This window comes from Synechocystis sp. LKSZ1 (assembly GCF_040436315.1).
Taxonomy (GTDB): domain Bacteria; phylum Cyanobacteriota; class Cyanobacteriia; order Cyanobacteriales; family Microcystaceae; genus Synechocystis.
The window spans coordinates 1,887,723-1,910,684 of the sequence record NZ_AP031572.1 but is presented as its reverse complement, the minus strand read 5'-3'; the positions used below and the strand labels follow the sequence as shown (position 1 = coordinate 1,910,684).

Below are 22,962 nucleotides of genomic sequence, written 5' to 3'. Positions count from 1 at the left end.
CATCCCAACTTTGTCCGTTAGAGTCCCTAGGCGCAAGGATTACACCCGCCGACGTTTAGGGGGACGACAACCGTTGTGGGGGATGGGGGTAACATCACGGATGAGGGTGATCTCCAGACCAGCCCCCTGTAAGGCCCGAATCGCTGTTTCTCGACCGGCCCCTGGCCCACTCACCATAACCTCCAATTGTCTCATTCCTTGCTCCATGGCGCGCCGCGCGGCATTATCCGCCGCCGTTTGGGCTGCAAACGGGGTTCCCTTTTTGGCCCCCTTGAAGCCACTAGAGCCAGCGGAGGCCCAGGAGATCACATCTCCCCGAGTATCAGCAATGGTAACAATGGTGTTGTTAAAGGTGGATTGAATATGGGCGACACCACTGGGAACATTTTTTTTCTGTTTTTTGGGGCCGCTTTTCTTGGTTGGACGCGCCATAGTTGTAGCCTAAGTTTTCTGCTGAATAGAATTGCAATAGTCGAAAAATTATTTCTTGGCCGGAGCTTTTTTCTTGCCGGCAACAGTAACACGACGCCCTCGGCGGGTGCGGGCATTGGTTCGAGTCCGCTGACCTCGCACTGGCAATCCTTGACGATGACGACGTCCTCGGTAGGTACCAATGTCGGCCAAACGCTTGATGTTCATTGCCTCCCAGCGGCGCAAATCCCCTTCAATTTCGTAATTGGCCTCTATATACGTCCGCAGGGCCAAGGCATCCTCATCGCTGAGATCCTTCACCCGCGTATCGGGGTTTACCCCGGTTTCTGCTAAGATTTTTTGAGATCGTGATAGACCGATGCCGTAGAGATAAGTCAGCGCGATTTCGACACGTTTATCTCGGGGCAGGTCAACACCAGCTATCCTCGCCACGTTGTTTCTCCCTCTATCAGTTGGATTTGGTACTTGTTGATTAGACTGGATTGATGAAGACTTAAAGAAAGTCCTAGCCCTGACGTTGTTTATGTTTCGGGTTAGAACAAATCACCATCACACGGCCTCGTCGTCGGATGACGCGGCACTTATCACACATTTTTTTGACAGACGCTCTAACTTTCATGCCTATTCTTTGGCAACACTGCAAGCTTTTTATTATAGCAATAAGTGGGACTCTTGTCAGCTTCTTAGAGGGCTTTTATTGGAAAAACAGGAAAGCCCCGGCGGTTGCAAGGCCCTAGAAGTGGATTTATTTTTTATTTTTAAGACGGTAGGTGATTCGCCCCTTGGTTAGATCGTAGGGAGTCAGCTCAACCTTGACGCGGTCGCCCGGTAAAATTTTGATATAGTTACGGCGAATTTTGCCGGAAATGTGAGCCAAAACATTGAAGCCGTTATCTAGATCGACGCGGAACATAGCATTGGGTAACGACTCTGTTACGGTTCCTTCCATCTCAATTAAATCTTGCTTAGACAATCCTTTGCTGACCTCCTGTTGTTTTTTTGGGAAAGGTATATAGTCGAGACAAAACCAGGCGGTATCAAGACCCACCTGTAATAGCTTAACAAATTTTGGTAACGTTTTAAGTCGTCAGCAGCATTCGTAGAGAGTCGGAGATGGCCTCCATGGATCGATCGCCATTAACGGTGTGAAGTTTTTGGGCTGCTTGATAAAAAGCCAGCAACGGAGCAGTTTTTTCTCGATATACTTCTAGGCGATGACGAATAGTCTCCTCCTGGTCGTCCGCTCGACCGCGCTGTAATAGCCGTTGCACAATCACATCATCATTGACGTGGAGGTTGATCACCCAACCCACCTCGTGGTGGATTTGCGTCAAGAGGTTGTCTAGAAATTCCGCCTGGGACTGGTTGCGGGGAAAACCATCTAGAATCCAACCCTTCTGGGCATCGGGTTGACCGAGTCGTTCTTGAATGAGGCCGAGGATTAAATCATCCGGCACCAGTTCACCCTGCTCCATATAGCTTTTGGCCTGTTGCCCTAGGGGGGTGGCATCGGCAATGGCTTGACGGAGCATATCTCCGGTGGAAATGTGGGGAATTTGTAAGTCTGTCGCTAAAATTTGAGCCTGGGTGCCTTTCCCCGACCCTGGTGCCCCTAAAAAAATTAAGCCCCGTCCCGCTGTCATGTGTATAACCTGTGGTAAAAATGAATTTAAAAAAAGTAAAAAAAATCAGGCAGGGATTTTAACCCGGCCTGAAACGATGGTCTTAATCCTGCTTAATCATGCCCTCATAACGCTGAGAGATGACATAAGTTTGAATTTGCTTGGCTGTATCAATAGCCACCCCGACCAGAATCAGCAGAGAAGTGGCTCCTAGTCCCTGGAAAGTCGTTACTCCAGTGGCTCGTTCAACAAAGATCGGCACTGTTGCCACAATACTGAGAAAAATAGCCCCTAAAAAGGTAAGGCGGTTGAGTACCCCTTCTAAATATTCCTCGGTTTTTTTGCCCGGTCGAATCCCCGGAATACTAGACCCCATTTTCTTAAGGTTTTTAGAAACATCTTCGGGGTTAACAATTAAACTGGCGTAAAAATAGCTGAAGAAAAAGATCATCAAGGAATAAACAATGGTGTAAACCCAGGTACCGGGACGAAGGGTATTGCTCACTTGGATCAGCACTTGGCTGATGGCACTCAAATCTTGATTGTTGTTAAAAAAGCTGGCTAGAGAAGAGGGTAAAATCAACACCGCCGAGGCAAAAATAATCGGCATAACCCCACCTTGGTTTAGACGGAGGGGTAGATAGCTTGTCCGCTCACGGTATAAGCGCTTGCCGACCTGGCGACGGGCCGAAATGATAGGAATTCGCCGCGTTCCTTCCTGGACAAAGACAATCCCAATGATCATCACTAAGAAGACCGCAAACAACAAAACCACCGAGGTAATCGCTTGACGCCCTCCGGTCTGAGCATAGTCGATGGTATTGCCTAGGGTGCGAGGCAGGGTGGCTACAATGTTGACAAAAATCAGTAGAGAGGCCCCGTTACCAATCCCTCGTTCCGTCAATAGTTCTGAAATCCACATGACAAACATGGATCCTGCGGTCAGAGCCAAAACCGTCTGGACAATAAATAAAGGCCCGTAGTTCAGGGCGTAGGGACGGAGTAGACCCACGGTTAATCCCACACTCTGGATAATGCCCCAGCCCAAGGCAACGTAGCGACTGTACTGGGAAATCTTACGACGACCCGCTTCTCCTTCATTTTTCTGCAGATCTTCCAGGGCCGGTACGGCCGCCGTGAGCAACTGCATAATGATGGAGGCGTTGATGTAGGGAAGAATCCCCAGCGCGAAAATACCAATGGTGGAAATCCCGCCCCCGGTGAAGATATCGAGGAAACCTAACACCGCGTTGGAGCTGATGGCTTGGCTAAAGGCTTGACGGTCGATATCCGGTAGGGGAATAAAAATCCCCAGACGCACTAATATCAATAGCCCAATTGTGATCAACAACCGGCCGCGGAGACCCGCAGCTTGGGCCATTTGCAAGAAGGTTTCCTGCGCACTTGGAGTTTTATCGCGACTAACGACCATTGTTCTTGACATCCATGATTGTGTTATCAGTGTCCACTAGGCAAGACGCCTACTACTGCCCATGGTGACACAGGGACGGGCTGGCGGGGGAACTATTCTTCGCTGACAACCGTGCCGCCAGCGGCTTCAATTTTGGCTTTGGCACCGGCGCTACAGAGGGCCTTGACCGTGAGCGCGACGGAAAGGTCGCCGTGACCCAAGATTTTGAGTGGGCCATCATTACTGGTGACGATGCCGGCTTCCATTAAAGTTTCTAGGGTGACTTCCGTCTCGGGCGCTAGGGTTGCGAGTTTGCCCACATTGACCACGGTGTAATGTTTAGGATTGTAGAGGGGAAAGTGTTTAAGTTTTGGCAGGCGACGATACAGGGGCATTTGGCCTCCTTCAAAGCCAGCCTTGGTTCCCGTACCAGAACGGGATTTTTGACCACGCATACCAAAGCCACAGCTCGCGCCTTGGCCGGCTGAAATACCTCGGCCGACCCGACGACGGCGTTTCTTCGCGCCCTCTTTTGGAGCTAATTCATTAAGTTGCATAGTATTGATGACCAATTGCAAAGGTTTAATCTAAAGAGACGGGCTAGAGCACAAGGGCCAAGACCCACACACCGGAGAACATCCAGGGCGATGCAGTCTAAGTGTACAAATGCTCGATGCTGACACCCCGTTCTTCCGCAACTTCACCAAAGGTACGAAGCGTTTCTAGGGCATTGACAGCGGCCCGGGCATTATTGAGGGGATTATTAGAACCTAGTTGTTTGGCCAAAATATTTTTAACCCCAGCCAATTCAAGCACCGTTCTCACGGCTCCCCCAGCAATTACCCCCGTCCCAGGGGCGGCGGGACGAATAATTACCTTCGCTCCCCCTGATGCACCGTTGGCCAAATGGGTGATTGAATTAGCCTTGGTTAAGGGGACATCGATCAGTTGCTTTTTGCCATCGGCGACCCCTTTCTTGACGGCTCCGATTACATCACCGGCTTTGCCGACACCAACGCCGACTTGACCATTTTCATTACCTACGACAACAATGGCCCGGAAGCTTAGTTTTTTACCTCCTTTGACTACCTTGCTGACGCGACGAATTTGAATAACGCGCTCTTGCCAGTTAGTTTCTTTGGCTTTGGTTCGGCTCGTTTTACGACGCTTTGCCATAATTTCTCCGTAAAATATCTAAGGTTATCTAGAAACTTAAGCCAGCTTCCCGGGCTGCCTCTGCCAAGGCTTTGACACGGCCATGATAGAGATTGCCACCTCGGTCAAAAACGACTTTTTCGATGCCCTGGGCAATGGCCCGCTGGGCAACTAATTTACCCACGGCTGCTGAAGCCTCACAGGTCGCCGTAGTCTCTACATCTGCTTTGAGGTCGGGATCGAGGGTCGATGCAGAAGCCAGGGTATGTTGGGCAACATCGTCAATAACCTGCGCATAGATATGATTATTTGAGCGAAAAACCGCTAACCGTGGCCGCTCGGGGGTGCCGGTAATAATTCGGCGAATGCGTCGGTGGCGACGCTGAACAGCAATTTTGCGTGACTCTTTCATAGCTTATTTCTTCCCGGTTTTACCCGCTTTACGACGAACAAATTCACCTTGGTAACGAATCCCCTTGCCTTTATAAGGCTCTGGGGGACGTACAGCCCGAATTTTGGCGGCCATATTGCCGACTAATTCCTTGTCAATGCCGCTGACAATCACTTGGGTATTGTTTTCGACGACAACTTGAATCCCTTCAGGCATCAGCATTTCCACAGGCTTACTGTAGCCAACGTTGAGGATTAATTTATTGCCTTGGGCCTGGGCACGATAACCGACCCCCTGGATATCAAGGCGACGTTCAAAGCCCTTGGAAACTCCGTCCACCATATTGGCGACGAGGGTTCTGACCAGGCCATGGCGCTCCCGTGCTGTCCGTGATTCATCCTGACGCACCACTGTTAAGACATTGTCAGCCTGCTGGAGGGCCACCTTTTCGGGTAATTGACGGGCCAGGGTTCCCTTGGGGCCTTTAACCGTTAATTGTAACGATTGCAATTCCACCGTAACCTTGGCGGGAAGGGTAATAGGGCGTTTGCCAATACGAGACATAAGCAGTTGTGTAGATTTAAACTTTAGAATTACTCAGAGGGTAGTCATCGACCTATGATTACCAGATGTAGCAGAGAATTTCCCCCCCGATGCCCTGGCGACGAGCTTCCCGGTCGGTCATAATACCGCGAGAGGTGGAGACAATGGCAATGCCAATGCCCCCCAGTACCCGAGGGATATTTTTACAGGGAGAATAAACCCGGAGGCCTGGCTTGCTAACCCGTTGGAGGGTATTGATCAGCGGCTGACGATTTTTGCCCTTATACTTTAGGGTCAGGACAAGGGATTTTTTAACCCCTTCTCCCACTTCAGCGTAATCTTCAATAAAGCCTTCGCTTTTCAGCACCTGGGCAATACTGCGGGTCATTTTAGTCGTGGGGACTTCGGTGGTAGAGTGTCTCACTGCACAGGCATTACGGATGCGAGTGAGCATATCGGAAATCGTGTCGTTAGAGGCCATTATTGCTTACGTTGATACTCCTAATGGGTTCTTTGGCAGTGAGCATTGAACAGCCATCAAGGATGAGCTGTTGCTTCCTGAAGCCTAGGGATTTCTAAAGGGCATTCCCATGGCCTTGAGGAGGGCGCGGCCCTCTTCATCGGTTTGGGCAGTGGTAATAATGGAAACGTCTAGACCCCGAATTTGATCGATGGTGTCGTAGTCAATTTCCGGAAAGATTAACTGTTCACGAATACCCAAACTGTAGTTACCCCGACCATCGAAACTATTAGGGCTGATGCCTCGGAAGTCGCGAATGCGAGGTAGGGCTAAATTAATCAAGCGGTCGAGAAAGGCATACATCCGGTCAGAACGGAGGGTAACCATCACCCCAACGGGCATCCCCTGACGAATCTTGAAGCCGGCAATGGCCTTACGCGCGCGGGTGACCACAGGCTTTTGTCCCGTGATCGTAGCCAGTTCACTTAGAGACGACTCCAAGGCTTTGGCATTTTGAGAAGCTTCCCCTAGACCGCGGTTAACGGTCACCTTCACCACTTTGGGGACTTGGTGAATGTTGGTATAACCAAATTCTTCCTTCAGTTTCGGAACGATGGTTGCTTGGTAAAGGCTTTTGAGTCGTTGGGCCATGGTTTTATTCTGCTCTCTGGGCTTGGTCAGAGAATAAATGAACTATTGTGGGCGGTAAAAAAACTGGTTACTGAGGGACTTGTCGGCTGATCTATCTCTATTTATCGAGAATTTCGCCAGTTTTTTTGAGCATCCGCACTTTCCGACCATCATCGGTAAAGGTGTAGCAGATGCGGCTGGCAATCTTTTCCTTAACAGAATAGAGCATGACCTTGGAGCTATGGATTGGAGCTTCGTAGGTAGTGATTTGTCCCGATTCTCCTTCCTGTTGGGGCTTTACATGCTTAGTACGGATATTGACCCCTTTGACCACCACCCGGCTTTCCGAAGGGATAGTTTTCAGGATTTCACCGACCTTACCCTTGTCTTTACCGGAGATGACCTGGACGGTATCTCCTGCTTTGACGTGCATTCTGTAACGTTGAGGCGCTTTTTGGGTTTTACTCATCAGAGAACCTCCGGGGCGAGGGAAACGATCTTGGTAAAGTTTTTATCCCGCAGTTCACGAGCCACTGGGCCAAAGACCCGCGTTCCCTTGGGATTACCGTCGTTGTTAATAATCACAGCGGCATTGTCATCAAAACGGATGGTCATGCCACTATCACGACGCAGGGGTTGTTTCGTCCGGACGATCACCGCCTTAACCACGTCGGATTTTTTGACGGGCATATTGGGAATCGCATCTTTGACAACGGCGATAATTTGGTCACCAATGCCACCGTAGGTACAGTTGCCGGTTCCCAGAACCCGCAGGCACATGAGTTTACGGGCACCACTGTTGTCTGCGACATTGAGATAGGTTTGTTGTTGAATCACAGCAATTTCCAGGGGGTAAACAATTAGGATTGATGGCTCATGATTTCCGTCACGATCCAACGCTTGGTTTTGCTGAGGGGACGGGTTTCTTGAATACGAACCCGGTCGCCTTCTTGACAGCGATTGTCTTCGTCGTGAGCTTTGAATTTTTGGGTTTTGACGACAATTTTGCCGTATTTAGGGTGGGGAGAGCGGTTTTCTACCGCAACAACGACGGTTTTATCCATTTTGTTGCTAATAACCGTTCCCACGCGCTCTTTAGTAGCCATCGGGATTTACTCCTCCTCGGATGATTGGGCGGTGAGTTCACGCTCCCGTTCGACGGTGAGCAGTTGAGCTAGGCGATGACGCGTATGCTTAAATTCGTGGTTTTTTTCGAGGCGACGGGTGGCCTGTTGGAACCGCAATTCAAACAGTTTGCGCTTAGCGGCTAAAATTTCTTCTGCCAATTCTTCAGCGTTAAGCTTTCTGGCGTCGGCAATCTTAGGCAGAGGCATAGTTAAATGTACTCCTCTTGACGAGTGATAAATTTAGTTTTGATGGGTAATTTTTGGGCTGCAAGGCGCATGGCTTCCCGAGCTACTTCTTCGGAAACCCCATCTAGTTCAAACATGATGCGACCGGGTTTGACGACGGCCACCCAAAATTCAGGGGAACCTTTACCGGAACCCATCCGGGTTTCTGCGGGACGCATGGTGACGGGTTTATCGGGAAAAATACGAATCCAAATCTTACCGCCCCGACGAATGTAGCGGGTCATGGCTCGACGGGCCGCTTCAATCTGGCGAGAGGTAATCCAGCAGGGTTCCGTGGCCTGGAGAGCATAGTCACCAAAGTTGAGGGTGCTACCGCGCTCCGCTAAACCTCGCATCCGGCCCCGTTGCTGTTTACGGAATTTTGTTCTTCTGGGACTTAACATGATGAATCAGCGATCAGTGGTTAGTTATCAGTAGGAGAGGCAGACTAGAGAAAAGCGTTCCCAGGGGATAGTGCTCTATTTCTTATCCTCTGAACGGTCTTCAAACTGTTGACGGCGGGATTTCCGACGGGGTTGGTTGGCTGGGGTGACAGCGGTAAACTCTTCCTGTCCGGGAATAATTTCTCCCTTGAAAATCCAGACCTTGATGCCAAGGATTCCGTAGGTTGTCTTAGCCGTGCGATAGGAGTAGTCGATATCAGCCCGCAGGGTGTGCAAGGGAACCCGTCCTTCGCGAACCCACTCGGTACGGGCAATTTCTGCACCATTAAGACGACCACTGACTTGGATTTTGATGCCTTTCACTTCGGCCCGTTGGGCCCGTTGAATGGCCTGACGAACGACGCGACGGAAGGAAACCCGACGCTCTAGCTGTTGGGCGATGTATTCTGCCATCAAAGCGGCATCTGCATCAACGCGGGCTACTTCGATTACATTGATACGAATTTGCCGGGTGCCCCCCAGAGCGCTCTGAAGGCCCTGGCGCAGTTGCTCAATGCCAGATCCCCCCCGGCCTACCACGACCCCTGGGCGAGCCGTATGGATAGCTAGTTCAATTTGGTCGGCCTTACGCTCAATGCGAATATCGGCAATGCCGGCGTTACTCAGATTTTTCTCGACGTACTGTCGAATTTTATGGTCTTCCTGGAGAAGCTCTGGGTAACGTTTAGCGTCGGCATACCAACAGGAGAGGTGCTCTTTGGTAACGCCAAGGCGGAAGCCTACTGGATGTATTTTTTGTCCCATGGTTTGAGTTTGCTTGGCAAATGAACAGGTTGGCTTAGTTCTCTGTCAACAACGGTGCCACGGCAACCGTAATATGACAGGTGGGTTTACGAATTTGGTAGGCTCGGCCTTGGGCCCGGGGCCGGAAGCGACGCAGGCTGGGGCCGCCATCAGCAAAGGCCTGGCTAACCACCAGGCTAGCTGGATCTAACCCTTCATTATGCTCCGCATTCGCTACCGCAGACCGCAGGGCCTTGAGGATAGGTTCACAGGCCTTGTAAGGCATAAATTCTAAAATAATCAAGGCTTCCCGGTAGGAACGACCCCGGATTTGATCCAGGACACGGCGCACCTTAAACGGGGACATCCGCACGTAGCGGGCAATGGCCTTGGTTTCGACTGTCGTATCTATCGCCATAGTGTATTGTGACCTCTTGACTTATTTGCGACCCGCTTTTTTATCGCTCTTAGAGTGACTGCGGAACGTTCGCGTCGGCGCAAATTCACCCAGCTTATGACCGACCATTTGTTCCGAAACAAAAACCGGGACATGTTGTTTGCCGTTGTGGACAGCAATCGTATGGCCCACCATTTCCGGGAGGATAGTGGAAGCCCGAGACCAGGTTTTAATCACTTGTTTTTCGCCTTTGGCGTTTAGCTTTTCTACCTTTTTCAGGAGATGCTCCGCCACAAACGGCCCTTTTTTGAGAGAACGACCCATAGTTTAATCCGAGTAATGTAATAAAATCCAGTAACAGAACGCTTACTTCGTCCGACGACGCACGATGAGGGCCGTACTCCGCTTCTTCTTGTTGCGGGTTTTGGCTCCCAGGGCCGGTTTACCCCAAGGGGTAACGGGGCCAGAGCGACCAATGGGAGCCCGACCTTCACCACCACCATGGGGGTGATCCACCGGGTTCATCACACTACCGCGGACATGGGGACGTTTACCAAGATGGCGCGTCCGGCCAGCTTTACCCAATTTCAGGTTCCGAAAATCGGCATTCCCGACTCGTCCCAGGGTGGCGTAGCATTCCTTGCGTACCATGCGGACTTCTTTGGAAGGGAGCTTAATGGTGACGTAATCCCCTTCTTTAGCAACGACCTGGGCAAAGGCCCCGGCGGAGCGCACCATTTGGCCACCTTTCCCGGCAATCAGTTCAATGTTATGAACCTCACTACCTAGGGGGATGCGACTGAGGGGAAGGGCATTCCCCACTTCAAAGGGGGCCGCTTCTCCCGCAATAATTGTAGTACCAACAGTTAATCCGGCTGGAGCTAGAATATAGCGTTTTTCCCCGTCTTGGTAAAAAAGCAGGGCAATCCGGGCATTGCGGTTGGGATCGTATTCAATAGCTGCCACTTTGGCGGGAACATCACGCTTGTCCCGACGAAAATCAATGATGCGATAGAGTTGCTTGTGGCCACCACCCCGATGGCGACTGGTAATGACCCCCCGGTTGTTACGACCTTTTTGGTCGTGCTTGTAGGTGGTCAGGGATTTTTCCGGCTTACTTTTCGTGATTTCGGAGAAGTCGGAGACACTAGCCTGCCGAGTTCCGGGGGTGTATGGCCGATAGGAACGGATGCCCATGGTGTTTACTTAGTACCGTAATGAGTGCAATGAAGGTTAAACATCGGGGAAGAGACTGATGGCGTCGCCTTCCTGGAGCGTCACAATCGCTCGTTTAAATTGGGGCTTGTATCCGAGGAAACGTCCGACGCGCTTGGTTTTACGGGGGGGACGGGCGGTGTTCACCTTAGTCACTTTGACATCAAAGAGCATTTCAATCGCTGCTTTAATTTCTGGCTTGGTGGCCTTGGGCAGAACATCAAAGGTATATTTGTTGTCCTCAAGTAGCAGAGTGGCCTTCTCGGTGACAATGGGTTTGACAATTAGGTCAGCAAGATTACGAGTATCAGGGCTAGTCACTATAAACCTCCTGGAGTTGGGCAAGGGCTTCCGGGGTGGTAACGATCGTATCGGCAACGAGAATGTCGTAGATATTCAAGCTATCGGCCCTCAAGACCTTGAGGTAGGGAATATTACGAGCGGAAAGAAAAACATTTTCGGAAATATCCGTCAAAATCAACAAAACTCGCTTATCCGCCGTTGCACCCCAACGGGTTAAGGCCGCCGCCAATTCTTTGGTTTTGGGTTGACTGAGGTTCTCCGCGAAGGATTCCACCACCACCAGATTTTCCGATTGGGAGCTAAAGGCGGTTCTCAGGGCCAAGCGACGCTCTTTGCGATTCATCTTGGTGCTGTAGTCCCGAGGCTTGGGGCCAAAAATCACCCCACCCCCACGCCAGAGGGGAGAGCGAATCGAACCGGCCCGGGCTCGCCCCGTTCCTTTTTGCTTCCAAGGCTTACGTCCGCCGCCCCGGACTTCCGCCCGCGTTTTGGCAGAGGCATTTCCCTGACGGGCATTGTTTTGCTGACGGACAAGGGCCCGGTGGACAATGTGGGCCGCATTTTCATCTTTGGCGACCTTCAGCGAGAGGGACGCTTCTCCCACGTCTTCCCCTTGCCAATTTTTAACGACACAACTAACCATAATTCTTTCCGTTAATCAGAAATGCGGTAATCAGGAAACCTATTTACGTCCCACTTTCTTTGTAGGGGTAATGCTCAGCAGGGTGCCGGGCTTACCGGGGAGGGCCCCTTTGATGAGCAGTAAGTTACGCTCTACATCAACTCTTACAACCGTCAGGCGACGAATGGTGACTTGGGAAGCGCCGTACTGTCCAGCCATCCGTTTACCGGGGAAGACCCGACCGGGCGTGGTACCAGCCCCCGTCGAACCGGGCAGGCGATGGTTCTTAGAACCGTGGGTCATGTTGCCCCGTTTGAAGTTGTGGCGTTTTTGATAACCAGCAAAACCCCGACCAATGGTTTGGCCAGCCACATCGACTAGATCCCCCACGGCAAAAATGTCTGCCGTTACGGCCTGACCCGGTTGGTAGTCGGAAACATTGTCCAGACGATATTCCTTGAGGTGACGAACAGGAGCCGTCTCCGATTTTTTGAGGTGTCCCAACTCAGGTTGGCTCAGGGCCTTTTCTTTAACGGCTAAATAACCCAACTGAATGGAGCTATAGCCATCAGTTTCCGGGGTTTTAACTTGGGTGATGGGACAGGGCCCAGCCTGCACCACCGTTACAGGAATTGCAATTCCTTGCTCTGGATCAAAAATCTGGGTCATGCCCAGTTTTGTTCCTAAAATACCAATAGACACAGTCTAACCCTCTACTTTGAATTAGGTATAGATGGAAGGAGAAGCTCAACACCAAGATAAGGAGTAATGGCTTACTCCAAGTCTTTGAAAACAACGAATTGTTGATGATTGAGCGAGTGGTCAGGAACTGACCAACCGTTAGCGGGCTAGTGGTAGGGAGAGTTAATCCTACATAACCGTTGAACGGAGCGCCGAGAACCCTGTCAGACTTAAGGAAAGCGCTTCCTCAGTATCTTCAGGCGGCTAGGGCAACCAGGAAAAATAAAAGTTGAAATAGCTTTGATTAATCACGTTTTGGCCGCAAATAATCATTATAGTGTAAAAAGCCCAAAGGTCAAGTTTTTTATGGGAGGGCCATGAGAATTGTCCTAGTCGGTGGCGGCCATAGCCATGCCCTGGTGCTTCACTATTGGAGCCAGCGGCCACTCCCTGGGGTCGAGTTAGTACTGATTAGTAATGTCCATCAGGCCCCCTATTCCGGCATGGTGCCTGGTTACTTGGCGGGATTGTATCGCCATGGCGAAATTCATATTGATCTGCCCTCCCTGGCGGAGGGGGCCCAAGCTCGCTTTGTCCTCGATACCGCCATCGCTGTTGACCCCGATAACCAACGCCTACACACCCCAAATCAGGGTTGGTTAGACTTTGATCTACTGAGTTTAGATCTCGGGAGTACCCCGTACCTGGGCCCGTTGGCCGGGGCCGAGTGGGTACTGCCGGCCAAGCCCGTCCCGCAATTCCTAGAAGCCTGGCAGGATTTTCTGGTCAAAACTCGCTCTCCTTTGGTAAAAACAGTCACCTTAGCGATTGTTGGCGGGGGGGCCGGGGGGGTCGAGTTGGCCCTGAATTTGCAAGCCCGTCTAAGGTATCTATTTGATCAGCGGCCCATATCACCCCGCCTCCAGATTCATTTACTCCACCAAGGGGAACATTTATTGCCGGGCCATAGTCGGCAAGCAAGGCGCTGGGTTAGTCAGATGTTGCGCCAGCGAGGGATTCAAGTCAGCCTAGGCAAAACAGTCAAAGCAGTGGAGAAGGATTTTAGCCAAGGCTTTCCGATGGCCCCGTTAACGACCTATGCCGTGATCGACCAGACAGGGCATCAGATAGCGGCCAATTTAGTCCTTTGGGTGACCCAGGCCAGTGCGCCCGATTGGTTGCGACCGTCAGGATTAACCTTGGATGACCGGGGGTTTATTCAAGTGGGTCCGACTCTGCAAAGCCTGTCCCATTCCTTCATTTTTGCCAGTGGCGACATTGCTAGCCTCACCCCCCATCCCTGTCCCAAAGCCGGGGTGTTTGCTGTGCGTCAGGGCCGGCCCTTGTTCGAGAATTTGCGTCGCTATTGTCTACACCAACCCTTAAAGCCTTATATTCCCCAAAAGCGTTATCTCAGTCTCTTGGGTACCGGCCAACAAACGGCCCTGGCCTCCTGGGGGCCCTGGGCCTGGCATTCGGCCCTGGCCTGGCGTTGGAAAGACTGGCTAGACCGGCGCTTTATGGCCAAATTTGCTCAGTACCATCATTAGCTTGTAGGGCGATTGCCAGGAAAAAACTCCCTTCCCCAAGCCTCTTAGATCCCTCAATACTGGGAGACTTGCCGGTATATATTTGGTGAGCAATTACCTTAGCTTTGAGGATTTCTGTGATCTGCCCATCTCCGAAGCGGAACGCAAGTTTCGTTGGGAGCGATAGTTCCTGTCTTTTCAAAAAAATGCCCCCTAGCCTTGATACCCAATCAGACCCAGGGGGGAAACTCGCAACAATTAAACTCTTACCATTTTTTGTAGGGTAAGAACTTACCACACATAGTCACTTTGACCCGGTCGCCTTTGGGGTCTTCCACCTTATCTACCTCCAGGGTGAAATCAATAGCACTCATGATGCCGTCGCCAAATTTTTCGTGAATCACTTCTTTGACTGGCATCCCATAGACTTGCATGATTTCGTAGAAGCGGTAGATGAGGGGGTCGGTGGGAACCACAGGGCCAAGGCCTTTGGTCGGGCAGGCCATTAGGGGCGCCGTCACCGCTGGGTCGAGACCCAGGGCCTCGGCAATTTTTTCGGCCTCTGCCGGGGTGGCACTGGCCTGGCCATAGAACAGGGCCGCGATCCAAACTTCATCTTGGCCGAGGATCTTTTCTAGGTCAGCGAAGGTCAGGCCCTTAGCTTTTTTGGCGGCAAGGAGCGTTTGGGTGAACTCAGGTAGGGTCGTCATAGAATTCCTTGATACTTAATTACAAAGATGGGATAAATGGGCTTTCGTGACCGTTGCACGAAGAGACAGGCCTAGCTGGATAGGCGAATGCGGGCCTCTTCCACGGCGCGGGTCTCCTGGGAAAGATGTTGTTCCATGCGGGCCTTGAGGTCGTGGTAACCCGCCTGCTGGTCTAGGGTATCGCGATGGCGGGGCCGGGGAAAGGGCACCGTTAACACCTCCGCAATTTGAGCGGCGGGCCCCCGCGTCATCATCACAATGCGGTCGGAGAGGAGCAGGGCCTCCTCGATACTGTGGGTGATCATGACCACGGTTTTTTTCTTTTCTTCCCAAATGCGAGACACTTCATCTTGAAGAAATCCCCGCGTCAGGGCATCTAGGGCCCCAAAGGGTTCATCCATCAAGAGAATTTCGGGATCGATGGCCAAGGCCCGCGCAATCCCGACACGCTGTTTCATGCCGCCCGATAATTCATGGGGATACTTGCGTTCTGCTCCATCCAGGCCCACCAACTTGAGATGCTCGTAGACTAAAACACCCCGTTCAAATTTGGGCATTTTGGGGTAGACCGTTTCGATGGCAAAATGAAGATTTTCCGAGACCGTCAGCCAGGGAAGCAGGGCATAGTTCTGGAAAACAATGCCCCGGTCTGGGCCCGGAGCGGTAATTAATTTCCCGTTGAGGGTGACGGCCCCCTCGGAGGGTTCCGCCAAGCCCGCAATGATATTGAGAAGTGTTGATTTGCCACAGCCAGAAGGGCCAATGATTGAGACAAAAGTATTGCGCTCAATCTCAAGGCTAATCTCTTGGAGGGCCACATAGCGACTGCGTTTGGGTTTGCGTCGAACGATTTGGTCGAGAAATCCCGATTGGCCCTCGTAGACCATGGCAATATTGCGCAGAGAAAGATGGGCCTTGGGGATAGCCAACCCATTCCCGTCATGAAGTAGTGGAGATTGCGTCATCAAGGGGCAGAGCCTCCCTAGGGGTTAGCGATAACAAAAGAGATTAGGTGGTTCTGCCAAAGGAGACCCATTGTTGTAACAAACCAAACAGCCGGTCTAGCAGAAGGCCCACCAAGCCCACCACAATAATGGCGGTGATAATGCTCGTGATTTTGAGGTTGTTCCATTCATTCCAGATGAAATAGCCAATGCCGGTGCCTCCGACCAGAATTTCCGCCGCAACAATCACCAGCCAAGCAATACCGATGCTAATGCGGAGGCCCGCAATAATATTAGGGGCGGCGGCGGGCAAGATAACTTTGGTCATCGTGCGCCAGGGAGAGGCCCCAAGGGTACGGGCCACATCCAAATACATTGGATCGACGTTACTGACCCCAAACTTGGTATTGATCAGGGTTGGCCAGACACTGGTAATGGCAATGACGAACAAAGCCGTGATTTCCGAGCTTTTGAGCAATCCCAGGCCCAGGGGGAGCCAGGCCAGGGGGGAAACGGGCTTTAGTAATTGGATAAAGGGATCGATGGCCTTGGAGACAATGGGATTCAGGCCAATTAAAAAACCCAGGGGAATGGCAATCACACTGCCGATGGTAAAGCCAATGGCAACCCGCCGGAGGCTCACCAAAAGCTGAATCCCAATACCTTTATCGTTAGGCCCTTTATCGTAGAAAGGATTGGATAACCAAAACCAGACCTCCTTAAGGGTGTCGGTGGCCGAGGGCATCAATTCGGCAAAAATTTTGGCCTGATAGCCCCATTCCCAAAGGATTAACAACAACGCTAACAACAGGAGGGAGAGTAGAACAGCCCAGAGATTTTCGTGCCGACGCCAAATACTTTTAGTCGCCATGACTACTCACCATATTTTTTGCGTTGGGCCGCGATGTAGGCGGCGGGATTGGCCGGATTGAAGGTGTCGTACTTCAGTTTTTCAACCCGCAATTCCTTGGTGGGAGGATTTTGACCCACTTCCTTGGCCAGTTGCCGGGCCACATCATCCATAAAGACCTGCTTGGCAATGTCGGCGTATTTTGCCTGTTGGGCCGGCAGTAGGCTCCAGCGCACCATCTGAGAGGTAATCCAGTAGGCAAAGCTATGCCAGGGATAGGGATCAAAGCTAATCCGGTCAGGGACATTCAGGGTTTGGCCCAGGCCATTCTCAAATTTGCCGGTCAGGACAGCGGCCACCACCGGTTCCGGCTGGTTTAGATATTCGCGGGAGGAGATCGCCTTAGCAATCCGGGTGCGATTGACGGCATTTTTGGCGTAGCCACAGCCATCGATAATGGCCTTATTGACGGCACGGAAGCTGTTGGGATACTGGTCAATCCATTTTTTACTAGCCGCAAAGGCACAGCAGGGGTGGCCATTCCAGAGGTCTTTAGTCAGCATGTGGATAAAACCGACCTTTTGAAAGACCGCTCGTTGATTAAAGGGGTCGGGCATCAGCATGGCATCTAAATCACCGACGGAGAGCTTGGCCACACTGTCTGGTGGGGGGACGGCGCTGATTTTGACATCCTTATCGGGGTCAATGCCGCCGGTGGCCAAATAGTAACGGAGTAGGAGATTGTGCATGGAGTAGGGGAAAGGAACCCCAATGCGGAAGCCTTTAAAGTCTTTGGGCCCTTTTACTTTGTCTTTGTGCTTCATGGCCACGGTAATGGCCTGGCCATTAATATTTTCGATGCTAGCTAGACGGATGGGAAAGGCCGCCGACCCCAGGCCAAGGGTGATAGAAATGGGCATCGGGGAGAGCATGTGGTAGGCATCCAATTCCCCTGCAATGGCGGAATCCCTGACGGCTGCCCAGCTCGGCATTTTAACCAGATCAACATCTAGGCCATACTTTTTATAGAAGCCCAGGGGGTCGGACATGAGGATGGGAGTGGCACAGGTGATGGGAATAAACCCAATCCGTAGCTTTTTCTTTTCCGGCGGCCCACTGGGATTTTTGCTCTGGCCAAGGGCATTTTGGGTGGAGAACCCCAGGGCCAAAATACCGCCAGCGACAGCCACTTGCTTGAGAAACTTACGACGGGTAAAGGGGCCGCGTTTGACAGTGGTGTTAAAGAACTCTGCCGCTTGGGGGCCAAAGGCAGCTGTAAAGGCCGCATCCAGTCCCCCAGCCTCGTTGATCAGATCTTCGTAGAGGCCCCGCAGGTCGGGATTATCGCCGGCCATTTGATCGACAAACAGGGCCTCTCGTAACTCTTGGTGGACCATCAGATCCGCTAAATCTAGGGCCTCGGTGCTGTAGAGACCCATTTTTACCAGGTCACTTACTAAATCAATGGGATCCTGGGGCATATCCGCCATGTACTGCCAGTGATCCTCTGTGAGATGGTAGTCACCGCAACTTTGGCAAACCCCAGGGCTAGAAGCGTTCCCTGATAACATCTGCTCTAAGGACGGACTGAGCAACTGAGATGCACTATCCTTGACCATGCATAGACCCTCAAACAAAATATGAGCATCCAATCATAGATTTCTGACGATAGGCCCAGCAGTGTATTTCGTCACCAAACTAGCCCAAGCTTTACGTTAAGCTGAATTTCGCCGTGATTCGTCGCATTGCTTCCTCGACGTTTTCCCGACTGTTGAAGGCTGAGATGCGGAAATAGCCTTCTCCAGCGGCCCCAAAGCCCGATCCTGGTGTCCCAACCACATTGACTTTTTCGAGGAGCTGGTCAAAGAAGTCCCAACTCGACAGGCCCTCGGGGGTTTTGACCCAGACGTAGGGCGCATTAATCCCGCCATAGATCGTTAGGCCAGCGGCACTGAGTTGTTCGCGGATAATCGTGGCATTCTCTAAGTAAAACTTAATCAGGCCCTGGACTTGGGCTTGGCCCTCGGGGGAATAGACCGCTTCTGCCCCCCGCTGAACAATGTAGGATACGCCATTAAATTTGGTGGACTGGCGACGATTCCATAGTTTCCAGAGTTCAACCTCTGAACCATCCTGAGCCTTGGCCTTTAAGGTTTTTGGTACAACGGTTAAAGCACAGCGGGTACCAGTAAAACCAGCATTTTTGGAAAAGGAGCGAAACTCAATGGCACAATCCCGAGCCCCTTCGATTTCGTAGATGGAGTGGGGCAGTTCTGGATCGGTGATAAAGGCCTCGTAGGCGGCATCAAAAAAGATGATGGAACCATGGGCCTTGGCGTAGTTCACCCAATCCTGGAGATGGGCCTTGGTGGCGGTGGCCCCGGTAGGATTATTGGGAAAACAGAGGTAAATCAGATCCACCTTCTCGTTGGGAATCTGGGCCGTGAAGTTATTTTCTGCCGTGATTGGTAAATACACTAGGCCATCGTATTCACCCCGGTCGTTGGCGTCACCTGTATTGCCGGCCATGACGTTCGTATCCACATAAACGGGATAAACGGGGTCAGTGACTGCAATTTTATTATCCTTGCCAAAAATATCAAGGATATTGCCGGTATCGCACTTGGAGCCATCGGAGATAAAAATTTCCGAGGCATCAATGGCACAGCCTCGGGCTTGAAAATCGTGCTGGGCAATTTTTTCCCGTAACCAAGCGTAACCCTGCTCTGGGCCATAACCTTTAAAGCGACTCCGTTCCCCCATGTCCTGGACGGCTTGAATCATGGCCTGACGGCAAGCTTCGGGAAGGGGTTCTGTCACGTCGCCAATGCCTAGACGAATAATGTTCGCCTTGGGATTGGCTTCAGCAAAGGCATTCACCCGGCGGGCAATTTCCGGGAAAAGATAGCCAGCTTTGAGTTTGAGGTAATTGTCGTTGATACGGGCCATGGTTAAGATTTCTAAAGACCTTAGCCATTATAAAGTTAGCGCTTGCCGCCTAAGGAGGGTAAATTATTGCTAGTCTGGCTTTTCGCACAACAAACTCCCCTGAATAGCAACGCGACCGAGAACAGTCAAATCACTGTCAGCATTCCTGACCTGGTTACAATTTTAATTATTTTGCTGCTGGCCGCCACTGTCGTTGCGCTCGTGACCCAGCGATTACGCATTCCCTACGTGACGGGATTAGTGTTAGCCGGATTACCCATTACCAATCTATTATCGCGTCAGATTGGATTAGATCCCTCCTTGGTGCTCAATCTTTTTCTGCCAATTCTCATTTTTGAAGCGGCCATTAATACGGATATTAGCCGCCTTCGTAGCACCTTTAAACCCATTGCAATTCTGGCGGGCCCTGGTGCGGTCTTATCGTCAGCGATTATTGCCGTTCTAATAAAATTCGGACTCGGGCTAGATTGGATTCCGGCCTTACTCGTGGGCGTTATTTTAGCTAATACCGATACGGTCTCAATGATTGCGGTCTTTAAGGAGATTCGCGTCCCCTCCCGATTATCGACCATTGTGGAGGGTGAAACACTTTTTAATGACGCAGCGGCCCTCGTCTCCTTTAATTTACTGTTGGGGATTTATGCAACGGGTGCCATCACCGCAGCTCAAGGCATTAAGGAGTTACTGGTTGTTGCGGTTGGTGGTGGGCTAGTGGGAGGTATTTTAGGCTATCTTTGTCTGCCTATCTTTGTGCGCTTGCAAGATCCCTTAAGTAGTCTATTGCTGACAGTGGCCCTGGCCCTAGGCACCTTTCAAATCGGGCAATTTTTGGGAGTATCTGGGGCCGTCGCCGTCGTTATTGCTGGCCTTGTGTTTGGCAATTTAGGCCTACCTCGTAGTGCATCCGCTTCCGATCGGATTACCCTAATCAGTTTTTGGCAGTATGCTAGCTTTAGCGTCAACACATTTATTTTTCTACTCATTGGTATTGAAATTAAACCCCTGACACTATGGCAAGCTTTACCCTCTATTTTATTGGTCATTTTAGCCTATCAATTGGGACGGGTTCTTTCCGTATATTTGTTATTAACAGGACTCCGTTGGATTGATCGTCCGATTCCTCTCCGCTGGCAGCATGTTCTGGTTTTGGGTAATATTAAAGGCTCCCTCTCCATGGCCCTAGCCGTTTCCATTCCGTTAACCCTAACAGGAAGAGGGTTCATTATCGAGCTGGTATTTGGAGCGGTTTTATTTTCTTTAGTCATCCAAGGATTAGCCTTACCCTGGCTAATTAAGCAACTCAAGATTAGTCATGTTTCAGCTGTAACTCAGGAAATTGGCAAGTTGCAGATTCAGTTGATTGCCTCAAAAGCGGCGCAAGATGAATTAGTCAATTTACTCAAGTCCGGCGTATTATCCAAAGCGGTTTACGAAGAACTTTGGGCTGCTTATCAAGCAAAAGTCGCCGTGTCGGAACGGGTTTTGCGGGAGGCCTATAACCAGTCTAGAGCCGGACAAGGGAAAAGTAATCACAGTCATTTAGACGGCATTCGACGACAACTCTTTCTGGCTGAAAAAGGTGCCGTCAGTCATGCGCTTCGTAAGCGCATTGTTCCAGAGGATTTAGTGGAATCCTACCTCAAGGATTTGGATGAGAGACTGCTATCGTTGGACGATGATTAACACGAATACCGAGGTAATCGATCATTGGTTTGACAAATTCTGGACGAGTGACGACTAGAATAGTTGAGCCGGCTTCCAGAATAGTATTACCATTCGGAATCTCTAAACTGGCATGGGCGTGACACTGATAGCCAATAATCAGAGAACCCGTCGGAAAGTTAGTATCTTGAGCAATTTGGGCCACGGTACGTCCTGCCACATAACAATTATCCGGGACAGGTAATTTTAGGACTTCGACCTGGCCTTGCTCAAAGTGCATCATGGATTCAACTTCAGGATATTCAATCGCATTGGCCATGGTGGCAACGGCTAAATCGATGGTGCTAATGATATGACTCGCACCAGCCAGACGATACGCATCCAGAAATTCTCGATCGCACATACGAACTACAATATGGGAAATCCCATAGCTTCTCGACAAGGTGACCAGGGCCAGATTCAGGGCATCGTCCCTCAAGGCGGCGACCACAGCATTTGCCTGTCGAATTCCAGCCTCGATCAGCACCGTTGTGCTAACTGCACTGCCTTCAAAGGCCATCACACCAATCTTTTCGCGGGCAAACCGACAGGCCAAGGGGTCAATATCAATGCTGGCAACGGTGTGTCCTAGGTCTAAGAGCTGTTGGGCTAAGCCCAGTCCCATCATGCCAGCACCGCCGATTAAAACGTACATCGTTTTTCTTGACTCAAGAATATATTAAAGATCATATAGGGTAATAACTAACTTCGACATTAGACCTATCGCCATTGGTTAAAATACTTTGAATCCTTAAGAAAACCTTTGCCTTCTGGCTCAAAAACTATCTTGCTGGTAGTAAGCCTCGGCCACCTGTTTCAAGCGACGCAACTGGGCCTGCATATCCCGACTTGTCCAACGAGCAGCGAATAACTGAAAGCCAAAGCTGACGAGTGGATTGGGAATGGTGAATTCAAAGCAATTAATTAATAAGGTTCCCTGGGCCGTCGGACGACATTCCCAACGGTCTTGGCCCTGGAAAAAGCCCCGAAATTCCCAGACCACCAGGCCGGGTTCCCGTTGAATCACCGTATTGCGCAGACTGGGTTTTAAGAGGGGAACCTGGAGAATAAAGCGACTACGACTGCCGACGGTTGTTGACCATTCCCCAACGGGTTCACAGCGCAGGGCCGGATTAAGCCAACGGTGCATCAGGTCTAAATCGGTGAAGCATTGTTCCACCGCCGTGGCACTGGCTTGGATTTCAATTTGTTGTTCAAAACGCATAGGCTTAGAGGATTCCCCGGCCTCCTTGGTTAAAGGCCTGTACAGTCTCTTCGGAGAGAGGATGGCTGGTCATAGCCTGGAGTAGCTCGAAGGGAACCGTTAAATGATCGGCACCGGCCTGGAGGGCCTGGGCCGCTTCGCTAGGATTTTTTAAACTGGCCGCCAGGATTTCCGTAGAACTTCCTCGTAGCACCTGGGCCATCTCTCGCACCAACGCTAGGCCATCCCCCAATAACCGGGTGGCCCGATTGACGTAGGCAATGGCATATTTGGCCCCGGCTTCAGCGGCAATGGCGGCCTGGATGGGATGGTAGATAGCTGTCACCGAGCAAGTAATCTGGGGCGAGAGGGCCGTGACCACTCGAAAACCCCTTTCTGTGGCGGGAATTTTGAGGACAGTCTTTTCGCCAATCAATTCATAGGCCTGTTTCCCTTCCCTCAACATGGCCTCGTAGTCAACACTGAGCAGTTGATAATAAAGTTCACCTGGACTGAGGTGGGCCAACTGTTGCAGGGTTTCTGTGGGGGAAAGGGGACTCTGGGCCAGGAGCGTGGGATTGGTGGTGATGCCCTTTACCCAAGGGAGAGTGGTAAGCTGACGGGCCTGCTCCACCAGCGCAGAATCGAGATAGATCATGGGGCCTTGGCAATTT

General features: G+C 51.2%; 34 protein-coding genes. 2 read left to right on the top strand and 32 right to left on the bottom strand.

Going from position 1 to position 22,962, the window contains the following annotated elements; genetic code table 11:
* Nucleotides 1-39 precede the first annotated feature (39 nt).
* The 24 genes from rpsK to rplC all read right to left on the bottom strand — a co-directional run bounded on the left by rpsK (nt 40) and on the right by rplC (nt 12,422).
* On the bottom strand, nt 40-432 hold the full coding sequence (gene rpsK / locus ABXS88_RS08890; RefSeq protein WP_353671689.1) for a 30S ribosomal protein S11: 393 nt from the start codon (nt 430-432) through the stop codon (nt 40-42).
* A 48-nt stretch (nt 433-480) separates the two neighbouring features.
* Nucleotides 481-864: a 30S ribosomal protein S13 gene (rpsM, locus tag ABXS88_RS08885; RefSeq protein ID WP_353671688.1), complete on the bottom strand. Its 384-nt coding sequence runs from the start codon at nt 862-864 to the stop codon at nt 481-483.
* Nucleotides 865-937: 73 nt separating this feature from the next.
* Nucleotides 938-1,051 carry a 50S ribosomal protein L36 gene (gene rpmJ / locus ABXS88_RS08880; RefSeq protein WP_006515920.1) on the bottom strand — a complete coding sequence of 38 codons (114 nt, stop codon included), beginning with the start codon at nt 1,049-1,051 and terminating at the stop codon, nt 938-940.
* A gap of 126 nt (nt 1,052-1,177) precedes the next feature.
* Nucleotides 1,178-1,405, bottom strand: coding sequence for a translation initiation factor IF-1 (infA, locus tag ABXS88_RS08875; protein ID WP_075600645.1), 228 nt, complete (start codon nt 1,403-1,405; stop codon nt 1,178-1,180).
* Nucleotides 1,406-1,511: 106 nt separating this feature from the next.
* Nucleotides 1,512-2,075: an adenylate kinase gene (locus ABXS88_RS08870; protein WP_353671687.1), complete on the bottom strand. Its 564-nt coding sequence runs from the start codon at nt 2,073-2,075 to the stop codon at nt 1,512-1,514.
* A gap of 82 nt (nt 2,076-2,157) precedes the next feature.
* Complete coding sequence (secY, locus tag ABXS88_RS08865) at nt 2,158-3,486, bottom strand: preprotein translocase subunit SecY (protein ID WP_353671686.1); 1,329 nt, start codon at nt 3,484-3,486, stop codon at nt 2,158-2,160.
* A gap of 92 nt (nt 3,487-3,578) precedes the next feature.
* A complete protein-coding gene (rplO, locus tag ABXS88_RS08860; protein ID WP_353671685.1) occupies nt 3,579-4,022 on the bottom strand; it encodes a 50S ribosomal protein L15 in 444 nt (147 codons plus the stop codon).
* A gap of 97 nt (nt 4,023-4,119) precedes the next feature.
* Nucleotides 4,120-4,641 carry a 30S ribosomal protein S5 gene (gene rpsE / locus ABXS88_RS08855; protein WP_353671684.1) on the bottom strand — a complete coding sequence of 174 codons (522 nt, stop codon included), beginning with the start codon at nt 4,639-4,641 and terminating at the stop codon, nt 4,120-4,122.
* Between the two features lie 28 nt (nt 4,642-4,669).
* Nucleotides 4,670-5,032: a 50S ribosomal protein L18 gene (gene rplR / locus ABXS88_RS08850; protein WP_353671683.1), complete on the bottom strand. Its 363-nt coding sequence runs from the start codon at nt 5,030-5,032 to the stop codon at nt 4,670-4,672.
* A gap of 3 nt (nt 5,033-5,035) precedes the next feature.
* The gene (gene rplF, locus ABXS88_RS08845) at nt 5,036-5,575 is read right to left on the bottom strand and encodes a 50S ribosomal protein L6 (RefSeq protein ID WP_353671682.1); all 540 of its coding nucleotides are present in this window, start codon (nt 5,573-5,575) and stop codon (nt 5,036-5,038) included.
* A gap of 58 nt (nt 5,576-5,633) precedes the next feature.
* Nucleotides 5,634-6,035 (bottom strand): 30S ribosomal protein S8, encoded by a 402-nt coding sequence (gene rpsH, locus ABXS88_RS08840; protein WP_353671681.1) that lies wholly within the window; start codon nt 6,033-6,035, stop codon nt 5,634-5,636.
* An 84-nt stretch (nt 6,036-6,119) separates the two neighbouring features.
* Nucleotides 6,120-6,665, bottom strand: coding sequence for a 50S ribosomal protein L5 (rplE, locus tag ABXS88_RS08835; protein WP_353671680.1), 546 nt, complete (start codon nt 6,663-6,665; stop codon nt 6,120-6,122).
* A 97-nt stretch (nt 6,666-6,762) separates the two neighbouring features.
* Nucleotides 6,763-7,113, bottom strand: coding sequence for a 50S ribosomal protein L24 (rplX, locus tag ABXS88_RS08830; RefSeq protein ID WP_353671679.1), 351 nt, complete (start codon nt 7,111-7,113; stop codon nt 6,763-6,765).
* Entirely contained in the window at nt 7,113-7,481 is a 369-nt protein-coding gene (rplN, locus tag ABXS88_RS08825) for a 50S ribosomal protein L14 (protein ID WP_353671678.1), read from the bottom strand. The genes rplX and rplN overlap by 1 nt, the downstream gene beginning before the upstream one ends.
* A gap of 23 nt (nt 7,482-7,504) precedes the next feature.
* The gene (rpsQ, locus tag ABXS88_RS08820; RefSeq protein ID WP_353671677.1) at nt 7,505-7,750 is read right to left on the bottom strand and encodes a 30S ribosomal protein S17; all 246 of its coding nucleotides are present in this window, start codon (nt 7,748-7,750) and stop codon (nt 7,505-7,507) included.
* Between the two features lie 6 nt (nt 7,751-7,756).
* The gene (rpmC, locus tag ABXS88_RS08815; protein ID WP_353671676.1) at nt 7,757-7,978 is read right to left on the bottom strand and encodes a 50S ribosomal protein L29; all 222 of its coding nucleotides are present in this window, start codon (nt 7,976-7,978) and stop codon (nt 7,757-7,759) included.
* Between the two features lie 2 nt (nt 7,979-7,980).
* A complete protein-coding gene (gene rplP, locus ABXS88_RS08810) occupies nt 7,981-8,400 on the bottom strand; it encodes a 50S ribosomal protein L16 (RefSeq protein ID WP_353671675.1) in 420 nt (139 codons plus the stop codon).
* A gap of 75 nt (nt 8,401-8,475) precedes the next feature.
* On the bottom strand, nt 8,476-9,204 hold the full coding sequence (rpsC, locus tag ABXS88_RS08805) for a 30S ribosomal protein S3 (RefSeq protein WP_353671674.1): 729 nt from the start codon (nt 9,202-9,204) through the stop codon (nt 8,476-8,478).
* Between the two features lie 34 nt (nt 9,205-9,238).
* The gene (rplV, locus tag ABXS88_RS08800; RefSeq protein ID WP_353671673.1) at nt 9,239-9,601 is read right to left on the bottom strand and encodes a 50S ribosomal protein L22; all 363 of its coding nucleotides are present in this window, start codon (nt 9,599-9,601) and stop codon (nt 9,239-9,241) included.
* A gap of 21 nt (nt 9,602-9,622) precedes the next feature.
* Nucleotides 9,623-9,904, bottom strand: coding sequence for a 30S ribosomal protein S19 (gene rpsS / locus ABXS88_RS08795; RefSeq protein WP_353671672.1), 282 nt, complete (start codon nt 9,902-9,904; stop codon nt 9,623-9,625).
* 42 nt (nt 9,905-9,946) lie between these two features.
* On the bottom strand, nt 9,947-10,777 hold the full coding sequence (gene rplB, locus ABXS88_RS08790; protein WP_353671671.1) for a 50S ribosomal protein L2: 831 nt from the start codon (nt 10,775-10,777) through the stop codon (nt 9,947-9,949).
* A gap of 36 nt (nt 10,778-10,813) precedes the next feature.
* Complete coding sequence (locus tag ABXS88_RS08785) at nt 10,814-11,116, bottom strand: 50S ribosomal protein L23 (protein ID WP_353671670.1); 303 nt, start codon at nt 11,114-11,116, stop codon at nt 10,814-10,816.
* Nucleotides 11,109-11,741, bottom strand: coding sequence for a 50S ribosomal protein L4 (gene rplD / locus ABXS88_RS08780; RefSeq protein ID WP_353671669.1), 633 nt, complete (start codon nt 11,739-11,741; stop codon nt 11,109-11,111). Before rplD ends, ABXS88_RS08785 begins: the two co-directional genes overlap by 8 nt.
* A gap of 39 nt (nt 11,742-11,780) precedes the next feature.
* On the bottom strand, nt 11,781-12,422 hold the full coding sequence (rplC, locus tag ABXS88_RS08775) for a 50S ribosomal protein L3 (protein WP_353671668.1): 642 nt from the start codon (nt 12,420-12,422) through the stop codon (nt 11,781-11,783).
* A 356-nt stretch (nt 12,423-12,778) separates the two neighbouring features.
* On the opposite strand from rplC, the gene ABXS88_RS08770 reads away from it, so the two are divergent.
* On the top strand, nt 12,779-13,951 hold the full coding sequence (locus ABXS88_RS08770; protein ID WP_353671667.1) for an FAD-dependent oxidoreductase: 1,173 nt from the start codon (nt 12,779-12,781) through the stop codon (nt 13,949-13,951).
* A gap of 245 nt (nt 13,952-14,196) precedes the next feature.
* On the opposite strand, the gene cynS is transcribed toward ABXS88_RS08770, so the two are convergent.
* The 5 genes from cynS to ABXS88_RS08745 form a co-directional block, all read right to left on the bottom strand.
* A complete protein-coding gene (cynS, locus tag ABXS88_RS08765; RefSeq protein ID WP_353671666.1) occupies nt 14,197-14,640 on the bottom strand; it encodes a cyanase in 444 nt (147 codons plus the stop codon).
* A 71-nt stretch (nt 14,641-14,711) separates the two neighbouring features.
* Complete coding sequence (locus tag ABXS88_RS08760) at nt 14,712-15,605, bottom strand: ABC transporter ATP-binding protein (protein WP_353674800.1); 894 nt, start codon at nt 15,603-15,605, stop codon at nt 14,712-14,714.
* A gap of 43 nt (nt 15,606-15,648) precedes the next feature.
* Nucleotides 15,649-16,455: a nitrate ABC transporter permease gene (ntrB, locus tag ABXS88_RS08755; RefSeq protein WP_353671665.1), complete on the bottom strand. Its 807-nt coding sequence runs from the start codon at nt 16,453-16,455 to the stop codon at nt 15,649-15,651.
* A 2-nt stretch (nt 16,456-16,457) separates the two neighbouring features.
* Nucleotides 16,458-18,053, bottom strand: coding sequence for a CmpA/NrtA family ABC transporter substrate-binding protein (locus ABXS88_RS08750; RefSeq protein WP_353671664.1), 1,596 nt, complete (start codon nt 18,051-18,053; stop codon nt 16,458-16,460).
* Nucleotides 18,054-18,144: 91 nt separating this feature from the next.
* Nucleotides 18,145-19,383: an LL-diaminopimelate aminotransferase gene (locus ABXS88_RS08745; RefSeq protein ID WP_353671663.1), complete on the bottom strand. Its 1,239-nt coding sequence runs from the start codon at nt 19,381-19,383 to the stop codon at nt 18,145-18,147.
* 66 nt (nt 19,384-19,449) lie between these two features.
* On the opposite strand from ABXS88_RS08745, the gene ABXS88_RS08740 reads away from it, so the two are divergent.
* On the top strand, nt 19,450-21,066 hold the full coding sequence (locus ABXS88_RS08740; RefSeq protein WP_353671662.1) for a sodium:proton antiporter: 1,617 nt from the start codon (nt 19,450-19,452) through the stop codon (nt 21,064-21,066).
* On the opposite strand, the gene ABXS88_RS08735 is transcribed toward ABXS88_RS08740, so the two are convergent.
* The 3 genes from ABXS88_RS08735 to ABXS88_RS08725 all read right to left on the bottom strand — a co-directional run bounded on the left by ABXS88_RS08735 (nt 21,023) and on the right by ABXS88_RS08725 (nt 22,946).
* Complete coding sequence (locus ABXS88_RS08735; RefSeq protein WP_353671661.1) at nt 21,023-21,739, bottom strand: TrkA family potassium uptake protein; 717 nt, start codon at nt 21,737-21,739, stop codon at nt 21,023-21,025. The two genes, ABXS88_RS08740 and ABXS88_RS08735, sit on opposite strands and share 44 nt — an antisense overlap.
* Nucleotides 21,740-21,859: 120 nt before the next feature.
* A complete protein-coding gene (locus tag ABXS88_RS08730) occupies nt 21,860-22,309 on the bottom strand; it encodes an SRPBCC family protein (RefSeq protein WP_353671660.1) in 450 nt (149 codons plus the stop codon).
* Between the two features lie 4 nt (nt 22,310-22,313).
* Nucleotides 22,314-22,946: a transaldolase family protein gene (locus ABXS88_RS08725; RefSeq protein WP_353671659.1), complete on the bottom strand. Its 633-nt coding sequence runs from the start codon at nt 22,944-22,946 to the stop codon at nt 22,314-22,316.
* Nucleotides 22,947-22,962 lie beyond the last annotated feature (16 nt).